14 protein-coding genes are annotated in these 14,305 nt (G+C 70.8%); 4 read left to right on the top strand and 10 right to left on the bottom strand.

Annotated features, from left to right (window positions below; all coding sequences use genetic code 11):
- Positions 1 to 12 precede the first annotated feature (12 nt).
- From ACFWUY_RS09795 to ACFWUY_RS09760, 8 genes are all read right to left on the bottom strand, one after another.
- On the bottom strand, positions 13 to 1,044 hold the full coding sequence (locus ACFWUY_RS09795) for an aldo/keto reductase (RefSeq protein WP_384104540.1): 1,032 nt from the start codon (positions 1,042 to 1,044) through the stop codon (positions 13 to 15).
- Positions 1,041 to 2,015 carry a Gfo/Idh/MocA family oxidoreductase gene (locus ACFWUY_RS09790; RefSeq protein ID WP_384104536.1) on the bottom strand — a complete coding sequence of 325 codons (975 nt, stop codon included), beginning with the start codon at positions 2,013 to 2,015 and terminating at the stop codon, positions 1,041 to 1,043. The genes ACFWUY_RS09795 and ACFWUY_RS09790 overlap by 4 nt, the downstream gene beginning before the upstream one ends.
- 1 nt (position 2,016) lies before the next feature.
- Positions 2,017 to 3,321 (bottom strand): protocatechuate 4,5-dioxygenase subunit alpha, encoded by a 1,305-nt coding sequence (gene ligA, locus ACFWUY_RS09785; RefSeq protein WP_384104533.1) that lies wholly within the window; start codon positions 3,319 to 3,321, stop codon positions 2,017 to 2,019.
- Positions 3,322 to 3,346: 25 nt separating this feature from the next.
- On the bottom strand, positions 3,347 to 4,309 hold the full coding sequence (locus ACFWUY_RS09780; protein ID WP_384104530.1) for an amidohydrolase family protein: 963 nt from the start codon (positions 4,307 to 4,309) through the stop codon (positions 3,347 to 3,349).
- Positions 4,310 to 4,311: 2 nt separating this feature from the next.
- Entirely contained in the window at positions 4,312 to 5,001 is a 690-nt protein-coding gene (gene ligK, locus ACFWUY_RS09775) for a 4-carboxy-4-hydroxy-2-oxoadipate aldolase/oxaloacetate decarboxylase (protein ID WP_384104527.1), read from the bottom strand.
- A gap of 17 nt (positions 5,002 to 5,018) precedes the next feature.
- Complete coding sequence (locus ACFWUY_RS09770; RefSeq protein WP_384104524.1) at positions 5,019 to 6,044, bottom strand: amidohydrolase family protein; 1,026 nt, start codon at positions 6,042 to 6,044, stop codon at positions 5,019 to 5,021.
- Between the two features lie 24 nt (positions 6,045 to 6,068).
- Positions 6,069 to 7,283: a 4-hydroxybenzoate 3-monooxygenase gene (locus tag ACFWUY_RS09765; RefSeq protein ID WP_384104519.1), complete on the bottom strand. Its 1,215-nt coding sequence runs from the start codon at positions 7,281 to 7,283 to the stop codon at positions 6,069 to 6,071.
- Positions 7,284 to 7,386: 103 nt separating this feature from the next.
- Positions 7,387 to 8,154, bottom strand: a complete 768-nt coding sequence (locus ACFWUY_RS09760; RefSeq protein WP_384104514.1) for an IclR family transcriptional regulator — start codon at positions 8,152 to 8,154, stop codon at positions 7,387 to 7,389.
- A gap of 99 nt (positions 8,155 to 8,253) precedes the next feature.
- Between ACFWUY_RS09760 and ACFWUY_RS09755 the strand changes: the two genes are divergently transcribed.
- From ACFWUY_RS09755 to ACFWUY_RS09745, 3 genes are all read left to right on the top strand, one after another.
- On the top strand, positions 8,254 to 8,952 hold the full coding sequence (locus ACFWUY_RS09755; protein ID WP_384104511.1) for a substrate-binding domain-containing protein: 699 nt from the start codon (positions 8,254 to 8,256) through the stop codon (positions 8,950 to 8,952).
- 88 nt (positions 8,953 to 9,040) lie between these two features.
- Positions 9,041 to 10,549, top strand: coding sequence for a DUF4246 domain-containing protein (locus ACFWUY_RS09750; protein WP_384104508.1), 1,509 nt, complete (start codon positions 9,041 to 9,043; stop codon positions 10,547 to 10,549).
- Positions 10,550 to 10,691: 142 nt separating this feature from the next.
- Positions 10,692 to 11,483, top strand: coding sequence for an IclR family transcriptional regulator (locus tag ACFWUY_RS09745; protein WP_384104505.1), 792 nt, complete (start codon positions 10,692 to 10,694; stop codon positions 11,481 to 11,483).
- A gap of 110 nt (positions 11,484 to 11,593) precedes the next feature.
- Here the strand turns inward: ACFWUY_RS09745 and gap are convergent, their stop codons facing one another.
- Positions 11,594 to 12,604, bottom strand: coding sequence for a type I glyceraldehyde-3-phosphate dehydrogenase (gene gap, locus ACFWUY_RS09740; protein WP_384104502.1), 1,011 nt, complete (start codon positions 12,602 to 12,604; stop codon positions 11,594 to 11,596).
- A gap of 60 nt (positions 12,605 to 12,664) precedes the next feature.
- Entirely contained in the window at positions 12,665 to 13,582 is a 918-nt protein-coding gene (locus tag ACFWUY_RS09735) for a DMT family transporter (RefSeq protein WP_384104498.1), read from the bottom strand.
- 100 nt (positions 13,583 to 13,682) lie between these two features.
- On the opposite strand from ACFWUY_RS09735, the gene ACFWUY_RS09730 reads away from it, so the two are divergent.
- On the top strand, positions 13,683 to 14,216 hold the full coding sequence (locus ACFWUY_RS09730; protein WP_384104495.1) for a CGNR zinc finger domain-containing protein: 534 nt from the start codon (positions 13,683 to 13,685) through the stop codon (positions 14,214 to 14,216).
- The last annotated feature ends 89 nt before the right edge of the window (positions 14,217 to 14,305 follow it).

Below are 14,305 nucleotides of genomic sequence, written 5' to 3'. Positions count from 1 at the left end.
CGCCCCCCGGCTTCAGCCCGCTCGGCCGCAGCGCTCGGTGTCGATCTCGGCGAGCGTGGCCTCGTTGTAGCGGGCCCCGTGGACGGTCGCGGCGTTCAGCACGTGTTCCGCCGCTTCGAGGGCCTCGCCGGGTACGTCGAGGTCGAGTGCGGACAGGTTCTCCCGCAGGTGGGGCACCGATCGGGTGCCGGGGATCGCGATGACGTGGGATCCCCGGGAGACGACCCAGGCCAGGGCCAGTCGCGGGAGGGTGAGGCCGGCGCCGTCGGCGATCTTCTCCAGCTCGTGCCGCAGCGCCAGGTTGGCGGGGTAGTGACGGGTGTCGAAGCGGGGCATACCCCGGCGGATGTCACCGGCGGGAAGGCCGTCGAGGTCCGGGGGCGCCGAGGTGAGGAAGCCGCGGGCCAGCGGGCTGAACGCCACGAGGGCGACACCGAGTTCACGGGCCGCCTCCAGGGTCCCCCGCTCGGGGTTGCGCGTCCACAGGCTGTACTCGTTCTGCAGCGCGGCGACCGGATGCACGGCGTGGGCCCGCCGCAGGGTCGCGGCGGACACCTCGGACAGGCCGAGCGTCCGCACCTTTCCGGCTTCGACGAGCCCGGCCATCGCCCCGACGCTCTCCTCCACGGGCACGCGCGGGTCGAGCCGGTGCAGGTAGTACAGGTCGATGACGTCGGTACGCAGCCGGGTCAGCGCCTCGTCGACGGTACGCCGCAGCGTCTCGGGCCTGCCGTCGATGACGCGCCGGCCGCCGACCCCGGTCATCCCGCACTTGCTGGCCAGCACGATCCGCTCCCGGTGGCCGGCGAGCACCCGGCCGAGCAGCTCCTCGTTGGCACCGAAGCCGTAGAGGGCGGCGGTGTCGAAGAGCGTGACGCCCTCCTCCAGCGCCGTCAGGAGCAGCCGCTCGGCGTCCTCCGGCGAGGGCGCGTCACCGTAGGCGTGGCTCAGGTTCATGCAGCCCAGGCCGATCGCCGGGACCTCGAAGGGGCCGATCCGGCGCGGCGCACGGCCCGGGGCCGCCGCCCCCGTCGCCGTGCTCACGGGCGTGCGAAGGCGTCGAGCTGCTGCTCGAGCGCCGCCAGCGTCCGGTAGCAGGAGATGACCTGGGCGAGGGAGGAGTTCGGCTCGCGGCCCTCACGGATCGCGGCGACGAACTCGCGGTCCTGGAGCTCGATGCCGTCCATCGACACGTCGACCCCGCTCACGTCGATCGGCTCTTCCTTGCCGGTGAACAGGTCGTCGTACCGGGCGATGTAGGTGCCGGTGTCGCCGATGTAACGGAAGAACGTGCCCAGCGGACCGTCGTTGTTGAACGACAGCGACAGGGTGCAGATGGCGCCGTTCTCCGCCCGCAGCTGGATCGACATGTCCATCGCGATGCCCAGCTCGGGGTGGATCGGGCCCTGCAGCGCGTTGGCCCGCACGATCGGCGAACCGGTCTGGTACGCGAACAGGTCGACGGTGTGCGCGGCGTGGTGCCACAGCAGGTGGTCGGTCCAGGAGCGCGGTTCCCCGAGCGCGTTGAGGTTCTTCCTGCGGAAGAAGTACGTCTGCACGTCCATCTGCTGGATGCCGAACTCGCCGGCCTCGATCCGCTGCCGCACCCACTGGTGGCTGGGGTTGAAGCGACGGGTGTGGCCCGCCATCGCGACGAGCCCGGTGCGCTGCCGCGCCGCCAGGCACGCCTCGGCGTCGGCGAGCGAGTCGGCGAGCGGGATCTCGACCTGGACGTGCTTGCCCGCTTCGAGGCAGGCCAGCGTCTGCGCGGCGTGCAGCTGCGTGGGGGTGGCGAGGACGACGGCGTCGACGTCGTCCATCGCCAGCACCTCGTCCAGGGAGGCGACGGCGCGGCCCACGCCCTGCTCCGCGGCGAACTTCCGGGCGCGTTCGAGGGTGCTGCTCACCACGGCGGTCACCTCGACGCCGTCGATCCGCTTCAGTGCGGCCGCGTGCTTGGCGCCGAAGGCGCCGCCGCCGGCCAGGGCGATCCGCAAGGTCCGGTCGTCAGTCATGTCACTCCTTCTCGGCGGGCTCCTCGGCCCGCGGGTGGTTCTCCAGGATCAGGTGTCCGACGGCGGTGTTGGACGCCGGCACATGGTAGAAGCGGTGCTCGACCCCGACCTCGCCCGAGCCGTCGATGTCGCTCAGCGCGCCGCGGGCGATCAGCCACATGACCAGCTCGATGCCCTCGGAGCCGGCCTCCTCGACGTACTCCAGGTGCGGCACCTCGGCCAGCCCCGCGGGGTCGGCGATCAGCCGGTCCAGGAAGGCGTTGTCCCACTCCCTGTTGATGAGGCCGGCGCGCGGACCCTGGAGCTGGTGGCTCATGCCGCCGGTGCCCCACACCTGCACCCTGAGCGGCCGGTCGTACGACTCGATCGCCTTGCGGAGGGCCTGGCCGAGCCGGAAGCAGCGGGCGCCCGAGGGGACCGGGTACTGCACCACGTTGACGTGGAACGGGATGACCTTGCAGGGCCACTTCTCGACATCGCCGAACATCAGCGACAGCGGGACGGTCAGACCGTGGTCGACGGCCATCTCGTTGACGAGGGTGAGGTCGAAGTCGTCCCGGATCAGGGAGTGCGCGATGTGCGCGGCCAGGTCGGGGTCGCCCTCGATGCCGGGCACGGGGCGGGGCCCGTACCCCTCGTCGGCGACGGGGTAGGAGGCGCCGGTGCCGAGCACGAAGGTCGGGATCATCGACTGGTCGAAGGCGCTGGCGTGGTCGTTGTAGACCAGGACGATCACGTCGGGGACGTTCTCCCGCTGCCACGCCCTGGAGCGCTCGTACCCCTCGAAGACCGGTTTCCAGTACGGCTCGTCGGCCTTGCCGTGGTCCAGCGCCGCGCCGATCGCCGGCACGTGCGAGGTGAAGACGGCGCCGGTGACCCGGGCGTGCTCGGCCGGCGTCTCCCGGGCGCGGGCGGCTTCGAGGACGGCGTGGTCGATGCGGTTGCCCTCGACCGGGCGGCCGCCGCCGACCATCATGTCGCGGTACTCCTGCTCGGTCATGCCGGTCATCGAGCCCGCCATCTGCTGGAAGGAGAACCCCAGCGTGGCACCCCACTTGGCGAGGAAGTAGATGTTGCCGCCCTCGCGCATCGCCGCGTTGAGGTCGCGGTCGAGCAGCGCCCGCTTCTGCTCCTCGCGCAGCGGCCACGCGTCCAGGTAGGCGCGCTCGTCGGCGAGGTACGCCGCGCGGTTCTCCGCCGTCATCAGGGACATGCAGAACTGGTTGAGGTGGTACCCCTTGGCCGACTGCTCGGAGTCGAAGACGGTCGTCCCCGGAACCAGCTTGTAGGTCTTGTCCAGCGACATGCCGGAACTCCAATCGAGGGAGGGATCAGTCGGCGTCGGGCCAGTACAGGCGCGTCGGGTTGTCGACGAGGAGCTTGTGCCGGAGCTCGGGCGTCGGCGCGATGTGCGGGACGAAGTCGACGAGGAGGCCGTCGTCGGGCATGTGGTCGGTGAGGTTGGGGTGCGGCCAGTCGGTGCCCCACAGCACCCGGTCGGGGAACTCCTCGACCACGCGCCGGGCGAAGGGGACGACGTCGCGGTACGCCTGCCGCTCCCCGTCCAGGGCCGGCGGGCCGCTCACCGACAGGCGCTCCGGGCAGGTCACCTTGCACCAGATGTCCGGCCGGGCCCGCATGAAGTCCAGGAACGCCCCGAAGTCGGGCCCGTCCGGATCCTTGGCGGTGTCCGGCCGGCCCATGTGGTCGACGACCAGCGGCACCGGGATCGAGAGGAGGAAGTCCCGCAGGCCGGCGAGATCGGCCGCCTCGAAGTAGACGACGACGTGCCAGCCGTACGGGGCGATCCTCTCGACGACGTCCCACAGGTCCTGGCGGGGTGCCGCGTCGACGAGCCGCTTGACGAAGTTGAACCGCACGCCGCGGACGCCCGCCTCGTGCAGCTCCCGCACCTCGGCGTCGGTGGCGTCGGGCCGCAGCGTCGCCACACCGCGGGCCAGCCCGCCGGAGGCCCGCAGGGCGTCGACCATGGCGGTGTTGTCGGCGCCGTGGCAGGTCGCCTGCACCACGACGTTACGGGCGAGGCCGAGGTGGTCGCGGAGGGCGAAGAGCTGGTCCTTGGAGGCGTCGCACGGCGTGTACTTGCGCTCGGGGGCGTACGGGAACTCCTCAGCCGGGCCGAAGACGTGGCAGTGCGCGTCGACGGCACCCTCGGGCACCCTGAACCGCGGACGGCTCGGACCGGCGTACCAGTCCAGCCAGCCGGGGGTCTTCTCGAAGTTCGTCGGCTCGGAGTTCGGCGGCTCGAAGCCCGTCGGCTCGGAGTTCGTCATCGTCAGTCCTCGTACCGCAGTCCGAGCTCGGCCAGCGGGCCGCGCATGCCGTACATGTCCAGGCCGAGTTCGCCCGCGCGGAACCGTGCGCGCTTGCCCTCCTCCTTCGCCTCGCGGGCGGCCGAGGCGGCGGCCACCTCGGCGGCCCGTTCGCGCGGCACCACGACGACGCCGTCGGCGTCCGCGACGATCACGTCACCGGGGCGCACGAGGGCGTTGCCGCAGACCACGGGCACGTTGACGGAGCCGAGGGTGGCCTTGACCGTGCCCTTGGCGTTGACGGCCCGGGAGAAGACGGGGAAGTCCATCTCCTCCAGGTCGGCGACGTCACGGACACCACCGTCGATGACCAGACCCCGGCAGCCGCGGGCCCGGAACGAGGTGGCGAGGAGCTCGCCGAAGAAGCCGTCCTCGCTCTCCGTCGTGCAGGCCGCGACGACGACGTCCCCGTCCTGGATCTGCTCGGCGGCCACGTGCAGCATCCAGTTGTCGCCGGGCTGGAGCAGCACGGTCACCGCGGTGCCGCACAGCCGGGCACCGGAGTAGACGGGGCGCAGGTAGGGGCGCATCAGGCCGACCCGGCCCATCGCCTCGTGGATCGTCGCGACGCCGAACTCCGACAGCGCGGTGACGGCTTCCGGGGCGGCCCGGTCGACCTTGGCGTGGACGACGCCGAGCTCGGTGTGTTCCATGGGTCCTTCTCCTGGGGTCAGCGGCCGGCCGCGGCGAGGCGGGCGGCGAGGCGGGGGTAGACGCGCAGGGCGTTGCCGGAGTACACGGCGGCGCGTTCCTCGTCCGACAGGTGCGGGGTGGCGTCGACGTACCGCTTCGTGTCGTCGAAGTGGTGGCCGGTGCGCGGGTCGACGTCACGGACCGCGCCGATCATCTCGCTGGCGAACAGGACGGACCGGCTGGGGACCACCCGGGTCAGCAGGTCGATGCCGGGCTGGTGGTAGACGCAGGTGTCGAAGAAGACGTTGTCGAGGAGCGTCTCCGGGTCCGGCCTGCCCAGCGCCATCGCCAGGCCGCGGAACCGGCCCCAGTGGTACGGCACGGCCCCGCCGCCGTGCGGGATGACGAACCGCAGCGTCGGGAAGTCGGCGAACAGGTCGCCCTGGACGAGCTGCATGAACGCCGTGGTGTCGGCGTTGAGGTAGTGCGCGCCGGTGGTGTGGAAGGCCGGGTTGCACGAGGTGCTGACATGGATCATCGCGGGGATGTCGTACTCGACCATGGCCTCGTAGACCGGGTACCAGCTGCGGTCGGTCAGCGGTGGCGCGGTCCAACGGCCGCCCGACGGGTCGGGGTTGAGGTTGATCGTGACCGCGCCGAGCTCCTCGACCGCGCGGCGCAGCTCGGGCACGCAGGTCGCGGGATCGGCGCCCGGCGACTGCGGCAGCATCGCGCCCGTCGCGAACCGGTCGGGATAGAGGGTGCCGACCCGGTGGACCAGGTCGTTGCAGATCCGCGCCCACACCGAGGAGACGGCGAAGTCGCCGATGTGATGGGCCATGAAGCTGGCGCGCGGCGAGAAGACCGTGAGGTCGCTGCCGCGCTCGTCCATCAGCCGCAGCTGGTTGCCTTCGATCGCCGCGCGCAGGTCGTCGTCGCCGATGACCAGCTCGTCGGGGTCCGGGACGGGACCGCGGCCGTCGGCCGCCGCCACCTGCCGGTCGCGCCACTCGGCCAGTTGCGGCGGGGCGGTGGTGAAGTGACCGTGACAGTCGATGATCATGGGAAAGCCTCGCAATCGTCCGGGTCAGTGGTCGCGGCCGCGGGTGGGCCAGCCGGTGTACTGCTCGGCCAGGTAGGTGCGTCCGGCGCGCGTACCCACCACGTTGTCGAGCTCTCCGAGCTGACGCCGCAGGTCGAACGCCGAACAGCCGGGCGCGGTGTGGAGCAGCCGGGTCATCCAGTACGAGAAGTTCTGCGCCCGCCAGATCCGCTGGAGGGCCCGCGGCTGGTACTCGTCCAGCGCGGCCTCGCCCGCGCCGCCGAGGGCCCGCGGCAGCACGTCGGCGAGGATCTTCACGTCGTGCAGCGCCAGGTTGAGCCCGCGGGCGCCGGTCGGCGGCACGGTGTGGGCGGCGTCGCCCGCCAGGGTCATGGAACCCCAGCGCATCGGCTCCTGGACGAACGAGCGGAACCGCAGCACCGTCCTCTCCAGGACCGGTCCCTCCTTGAGGCGGAAGCCGTCCTGGCCGGCCACCCGGGCCTGGAGCGTCTCCCAGATGCGGTCGTCCGGCCACGCGTCGGGGGACTCGTCGGGGGCGCACTGGAAGTACATCCGCTGCACGGCCTCGGTACGTTGGCTGATCAGCGCGAAGCCGTGCTCGGAGTGGGCGTAGACCAGCTCGGGCGCGCTCGTCGGCGCCTCGGCCAGGATGCCGAACCACGCGAAGGGGTACTCCTTGCCGCACCGCGTCCGCCGCTCCTCGGGCACCAGGTCGCGGCACATGCCGCGCGAGCCGTCCGCGCCGACGACGTACCGGGCCCGGATCTCGTGGCGGGCGCCGTCCGGCGCGGTGTAGCGGACCCGGGGGGCGCCGGTCGTGATGTCGAGGACCTCGGTGTCCTTGACCCCGAAGTGGACCGTGCCGCCGTCACGGTCCCGGGCGTCGGCCAGGTCGATGAACACGTCGGTCTGCGGATAGAGCCACGCCGAGGCGCCCACCAGCTCCTTGAAGTGGATGCGGTGCGGCCGGCCGCCGAAGCGGAGCTCGATGCCCTCGTGTTCGTGGCCCTCGCGCAGGATCCGGTCGGAGACGCCGGTCTCGACCAGGTCGCGGGCCGCGTCTGCCTCGAGGATGCCGGCCCGCTGCGTCGTCTCGATCTCGCGCCGGGAGCGGGTGTCGACCACGATCGTCTCGACCCCTGCCCGGCCCAGCAGGTGGGCGAGCATCAGGCCGGCCGGGCCGGCGCCGATGACGGCGACGGGAACCGAGGCAACGGTGTCGACGGGGGCGTCGGCCATGGCATCTCCTGAGCGACTGCGAGTGTTCCGGGCACCCCGAACACTGGCACCCGGGGCGGCAGCCGGTCGCCGGCGTTTCCGTCAGGCGGAAGCCCCTCGGATGTCAGACCGCGGTGCGGGCTCGCCTGCCGAGCTCCTCGGAGATCTCGTACGCGGCCCTGAGCAGCGGTTCACGCAGTCCTCGCGCACGGCTCGCGGTACGCGCCGCGACGACGATCCCCAGAGCGGCGCCGACGGGCCCGGTCCGGCCGATCCGTACGGGCGCGGCCACCGCGACCGTGTCCTCGGAGAGCTGCCGGTCGCTGACGAAGACCTGCTCGCGGCGGATGCGGTCCAGCTGTGCCCGCAGCGTCTTCGGGTCGGTGACGGTGTGCGGGGTCCAGGTCCGCAGCGGCGCCTCGAGGACCTCCTCCTGGATGTCCCGCGGCGCGTGCGCCAACAGCACCCGGCCCATCCCGGTGGAAGCGACGGGGAACCGGCTTCCGACCATCGTCAGCAGCTGCACCGACCGGTGCCCGGCGATCCGTTCGACGAACACGAGCTCCGTGCCCTCGCGCACCGCGAGCTGGACGTTCTCGTGGGTCGCCTCGTAGAGATCCTGCATGAACGGCAGGGCGGTGTCCCGCAGGATCTGCGTACGCGGGCAGCCGGAGGCGATCTCCCACAGCCTCAGCCCGACGTGCCACGAACCGTCCTCCGCACGTTCCAGTGCTCCCCACACCGCCAGCTCCGCCACCACGCGGTGCGTGGTGCTGAGGGCCAGCCCCGTCCGCTGGGCGATCTCCGACAGGGTCCGCGACGGGTGTTCCCGGTCGAAGGCCGACAGGACCAGAAGGACCTTCCCAGCCGCTGTGCTCTGGGTTGTGCTCACGCGATCAGTCTCGCAGACCCGCGTTGAGCCACCCGACCGCGCGCCGTACCATCTGCCGGACACCGGGCCGGTCACCGGGCCGGACACCAAGGAGGAGACGTGGACCGAGAGATCTCCGGGCTGTCCTCGATGGCGACGCGGCCCCTGCTCGCCGAGCTCACCGAACACATCCGGCGCTCCCACGGGCTCGCGGTGCGCTTCGATTCCGCGGGCGGCGTCGAGGTCGCGAGGCGGGTGCGCGACGGCGTCGGGTCCGACGTGCTCGTACTGGCCGACGGGGCGCTGGCCGGACTGGCCGAAGAGGGGTACGTCCTCGGTGACACCGTACGCCCGCTGTGGGTCTCGGAGGTCGTCGCCGCCGTGCCGGAAGGAACTCAGGTGCCGGCCCTGCGCTCGGAATCCGACCTTCGGGCCGCGCTGCTGTCGGCGAGGAGGATCGCCTACTCCACGGGCCCCAGCGGCACGGCCCTTGTGGATCTGATCGCCCGGCTGGACCTCGCCGACGTGCTTCGAGGCCGGCTCGTCCAGGCGTCACCGGGTGTGCCTGCCGGCAGTCTGCTGTCATCCGGCCGGGCCGACCTGGCCTTTCAGCAGCACAGCGAGCTGATGGACCTGCCGGGCGTCGTCGTCGTCGGTCCGTTGCCGGGCGACAACGCGATCAGCACCGTCTTCGGAGGAGGCGTACTGGCCGGCTCCTCCCGGCCGGACCGTGCCCGCGAAGTCCTCGGCCTCCTCGGTTCCGACGCGGCGTCGGAGACCGCCCGCGCCACGGGCATGCGGGCACTCGGAGACCGATGACCCGTGCCGCGGGCCGACCGCGGCTGCGGTGTCGGTTCGCTGAAGTATCCTTCCCGCCACCGCACACCGACGGGGAGGACCAAGAGAATTGACCGGCCTGTCTGCTTTCCCGCTGCCCTTTCACGCGTCCCGTTCCATAGCGTTCGCGACACCCCGAACGCTGCGGGAACTTCAGATGATGGAGTGCAGCTCACACATCCGGGCGAAGCCGGGGTGGTTCGACAAGATGCACGATGCCGACATCGTCGCCAGGTGGACGCGGGAAGCGGTCGCCCAGGGCCTCACCGAGGCGCAGGTTCGTTATGTGCTCGCCGAACTCGCGCATTACGCCGCGCTGCGGGACGGCCGGACCGGCGTCGAGGTGTCCGCCGTCGACGGGGTGTGGCAGTCGGACACGTTGGTCGACGACAAGCTCAGGTCCCGGCTGCGCGAGGCGGTCCGGGTTCTGGAAGAGGTCCCCGAAGCGGAGCGGGACTGGCATCCCGGATCCGGAGGACAGGTACTGGATCTGGTTCATCCCTCACTGTTCTGCCTGGTGAGAGAGGTGAGCGGGGCACCCGAGCGGGCTTGGCGGAATCCGACGGACCGCTACTCGAAGTACGAGTTCTCGGAGCAGTTCCAGTGGCTGCCCACGGACGTCGACGTCAGTGACGACGGCGATGTCGCCTTCCGTTCGTACGTCAACAACGTCCACCCCGAGGCCCATCACGAACTGGCCTCCGTCCTGCCGGAGTTGTTCGCGCGCTTTCGCCCGCTGCTGGAGAACGTGCTCACCGATCTGCGCCATCCACGGCCCGTGCGGATCAAGGCCGACCCTTACGGGTGGTACGACTCGGAGCCGGAGCATCCGGACGAATCCTCCTTCGGCGACGCCGAGGCCTACGAGGAAGCCGTCAGCGCGTGGGAAGCGGCCCAGGACGACTGGTGGGAGAACCGCCTCCCGGTCGTCCCGGACGCCCCGGCCTTCACCCCGCCCGAGCTGCCCGACGAATCCGCCCGGGTCGACCTGCGGGGCCGCCGTCTCCAGGTCATCGTCAAACTCGCCGCCATTCACCTCACCCCGGACAAGCCCGAGTACTCCGGTGGTTCCTGGCATGTCGAGGGGATGTTGAACGAGCGGATCGTCTCGACCGGCATCTACTACTGGGACAGCGAGAACATCACCGAAAGCCGGCTGAGTTTCCGGGCGGCACTCGACGACCCGCGCTATGAACAGAACGACGACAACGGCCTGCGTGAGGTCTACGGCCTGGAGAACGAAGACGCACTGAACCAGGTACTGGGATCCGCGTCCACCCCGGCGGGCCGCTGCCTGGCGTTCCCGAACATCCTGCAACACCGCGTCGGTTCGTTCCGTCTCACGGATCCCACTCGTCCGGGATACCGCAAGATTCTCGCTTTCTTCCTGGTCGACCCGTCGGAAAAGATCGTCTCGACATCCGATGTGCCACCGCAGCAACCATGGGCCGATACATCGACCATGACACTTGAACAGGCCAAGGACTACCGCGAACAACTCATGCGGGAACGCAAGTTCTTCGTCGACGAACACAACGAGCAGCTCTACGAACGAGAATTCTCCCTCTGCGAGCACTGATCCCCTTCCGTCCCGAAGGGGATCCGGGTCCCGGATCCCGGCCGTCAGCCCGGCCGCGGCGACCCGGGTCCCGGGTCTCGCACCGATGGATACCTCATCATCAATGGGTGATATATTTCTGAATATTGTTCCGCAATACTGAATGCGAGCAAAGGCCATGGTGCAGTCTGTTCAGCGCGCGGCGCGCATCCTCCGGGAGTTGGCGTCAGCCGGCCCTCGCCTGGGCGTGACGGAAATCGCTGAACGGATCGGTGTGTCCAAACCGACCGTGCACGCACTGCTGCGCACGCTGGAGGCCGAAGGGCTGGTCCGCCAGGAGAAGGAGACCAGCAAGTACCTCCTGGGCTCGGCCCTGCTGCGCCTCGGCAACTCCTACCTGGAGACCCAGGAGCTGAGATCGCGCACGCTCCCGTGGGCCGACGGCCTCGCCGAGCGCACCGGGGAGGCGGTGTGGGTCGCCGTACTCGACGGCCGGCACGTCCTCGTCGTGCACCACGCGTTCCGGCGCGGCAGCGGGGTCCAGATCCTGGAGCTCGGCGCCACCGTCCCGTGGAACACCTGCGCACTCGGCAAGGCCATGGTCGCCTTCCTGCCGCGGTCGGAGCAGGAGGTGCTGCTCGAGGGGGAGCTGGCCACGCTGACCGGACAGAGCGTGGTGGACCCCGGCGTCCTCGCGGGCCAGCTGGAGGAGATCCGGCGCCTCGGCTACGCGCAGGAGGACCAGGAGAGCGCGCTGGGCGAAGCCGGCATCGCTTCACCGGTGTTCGAGCGGCACGGACATGTGGCGGGCGCCATCGGCGTCGTCGGCGCGGTCGAACGGCTCCTCACCGAGGAGTGCCGGCAGCAGCACGCCGTCGCCGTACGCGAGATCGCGACCCTCCTGTCGCGTGAGCTCGGGGCCGGTCGGGGCATCGCCTGGCACGCGTCCGGCTGAGTCCCGCCGGTCCACTCCGCCGCACGCCGTGGAAACCACCCTGCCCCGAGCGGCCGGGGCAGCTCGGGGCAGGACGATGGTGGCCGCGTTCCGGCGGCCTCCGGCACGGGTCAGGCGCCGGCTCCGAGCAGCCGCGCGACGTCGATCAGCCGGTGGGAGAAGCCGGACTCGTTGTCGTACCAGCCGAAGACCTTCGCGTGACGGCCGTCGCCGGTGACCGTCGTCAGCTTGGAGTCGAAGACGCAGGACGCCGGGTCGCCGACGATGTCGGACGAGACGAGCGGAGCGTCCGTGTAGCGCAGGACCCCGGCCAGCGGACCGGCCGCCGCCTCGGCGAAGAGCTCGTTGATCTCGTCGACCGTGGTCGGCCGTGACAGGTACACGGACAGGTCGGTCAGCGACCCGACCGGTACGGGGACGCGCAGGGACAGGCCCGCGAGCCGGCCGTTCAGCTCGGGCAGGACGAGGCCGATGGCCTTGGCGGCACCGGTCGACGTGGGAACGACGTTGACCGCGGCCGAGCGGGCACGCCTGGGGTCCTTGTGCGGACCGTCCTGGAGGTTCTGGTCCTGCGTGTACGCGTGCACCGTGGTCATCAGCCCGTGCTCCACGCCGAGCCCGTCGTGCAGCACCTTGGCGAGCGGCGCCAGGCAGTTCGTCGTGCACGACGCGTTCGAGACGACGTGGTGGTTCGCCGGATCGTAGTCGCCGTGGTTGATGCCGTAGGCGAGCGTGATGTCCTCGTTCGACGCGGGGGCCGAGATGAGGACCTTCCGCGCTCCCGCCTCGAGGTGTGCGGCGGCCTTCTTGCCGTCGGTGAAGATACCGGTGGACTCCACCACGACGTCGACGCCGAGCTCGCCCCACGGCAGCTTGCCCGGCTCGCGCTCCGCGTGGACCGCGATCTTCCGGCCGTCGATCACGAGGGAGTCGCCGTCGACCTCGACCTCGGCGTCCAGGCGGCCCATGGTGCTGTCGTACGCGAGCAGGTGCGCGAGGGTCGCCGCGTCCGTGAGGTCGTTCACCGCGACCACTTCAAGATCGGTTCCGTGGGTGAGCGCGGCGCGCAGGAACCCGCGGCCGATGCGTCCGAATCCGTTGATGGCGATCTTGGTGCTCATGTGTCTGTCTCTTCTCTGTCTGTACGGATGCCTCGTGGGGCGCGCAGGTGACGGCTCTGTCTATCTGCGTGCCGCGAGCAGGACACCGACGCCTCCGAGCAGCAGGCCGATGATCGCGGAGTAACCGAGCGTCTGGCCGATCACCAGCCAGGCGAGCAGGGCGGTGACGGCGGGAGTGAGGAAGAAGAGCGTGCCCACCCGGCTGGCGGCCTGCTTCTTGAGCATGAAGTTGAGCAGCAGGAACGTACCCACCGAGTTGACCAGCACGATCCATGCCAGTGAGCCGCCGAACGCGCCCCAGTCGGACACCTTCGGGTCCTCGAGGGTCAGGGTCAGAACGCCCATCACGGGTGCGCTGGCGAGGAAGTGCACGGCGGTACTGCTACGGACGTCCGCACCCGGGGCGAAGCGCTTCTGGTAGACCGTGCCCACGCTCAGGCCGAGCAGTCCCACGAAGGACAGCACGATGGCAGTGGCGGAGAAGTCCAGTGCGCCCGCGACCGCGAGCGTCACACCCGCGCCGCCCACGGCGAAGCCGAGCCACTGCCGCCCGGTGATCCGCTCGCCCAGGAACATGCCGGCCAGCAGGGCGATCAGCACGGGGTTGAACCCCTGGATCAGCGCGACGACACCGCCGGGCAGGCCCGCGCCGATGGCCGTGTAGAAGGCGCCGAACTGCACCGCCTGCATCAGCAGGCCGGTGACGATCACATGCAGAAGCAGACGTCCCCGGGGCCAGGGCGACCTGCTCGCCATGGCGATCACCGTCAACAGGACGCCGGCGACCGCGAATCGGGAGAACGTCAGCAGCAAGGGAGGCGCCGCATCGGTGCCGATCACCGCCGCGATGAACGCGCTGCTCCAGAGCACCACGAAGACGGAGGGGATCACGGCGTTGGCCCAGATCGGCGGAGCTGCGGCTTGCGGCTCCTCGGCCGCTGCCTCGACCGTGGCGGGTTTCGGGTCGGCGCCTTGCATTGCAGAGGTGGCCTCTCACTGAAGAAGTAACCGGTCCAGCAGGTTACGCAGGAGGCTACAGAGGCCCCGCCTAACCAGTCAAGGCGGTTACTCTTGAGGGATGAACTTCGCATTCGTCAGCGGCAGCGTGGCCCTTGACTTCGTCGGAACCGTGCAGAGCCGGCGTGACGCCCCGCTGGACCTGCTCACCACGCCGGCCCGCCTCTCCGAGTGGGTCGCCGCATCCGGTGTCGTCGACGCCCCCACGGCGGCGGCGCAGGCCGATCTGGCCGCGGCGATCCGCCTCCGCGAGGCGATCTACCACCTCATGCTCGCCTCGGCCGACCACGCGCCCTTCCCCCCCGAGGACTGCGCCACGGTCAACCAGGCCGCCACACCCGATCCGGTGCGCGCCGAACTCCGCCCCGACGGCACGGTGCGGCGTCACGGCACGGTCGGCGCGGCCCTGTCGACGGTGGCCCGGGACGCGATCCAGCTGCTGGCCGAGACACCCCAGCTGGTGAAGGAGTGCGCGGCACCGCGCTGCACCCGGCTCTACGTCGACCGGTCCCACCGCGGCTCGCGCCGCTGGTGCGACATGGCCCGGTGCGGCAACCGCGCCAAGGCGGCCCTCTACCGCTCCCGCCTCGCCTGAACGGCCGTGTGGCCCGGGGGGGGGGGGGCCCCCCGCCGCCCCCCGGCGGGGGGATATTCACAAATACGTGGCCCCCCGGGAGGAGTGGT

This window comes from Streptomyces sp. NPDC058664, from assembly GCF_042716635.1.
Taxonomy (GTDB): domain Bacteria; phylum Actinomycetota; class Actinomycetes; order Streptomycetales; family Streptomycetaceae; genus Streptomyces.
This window is presented reverse-complemented; position numbering and strand designations above follow the sequence as displayed.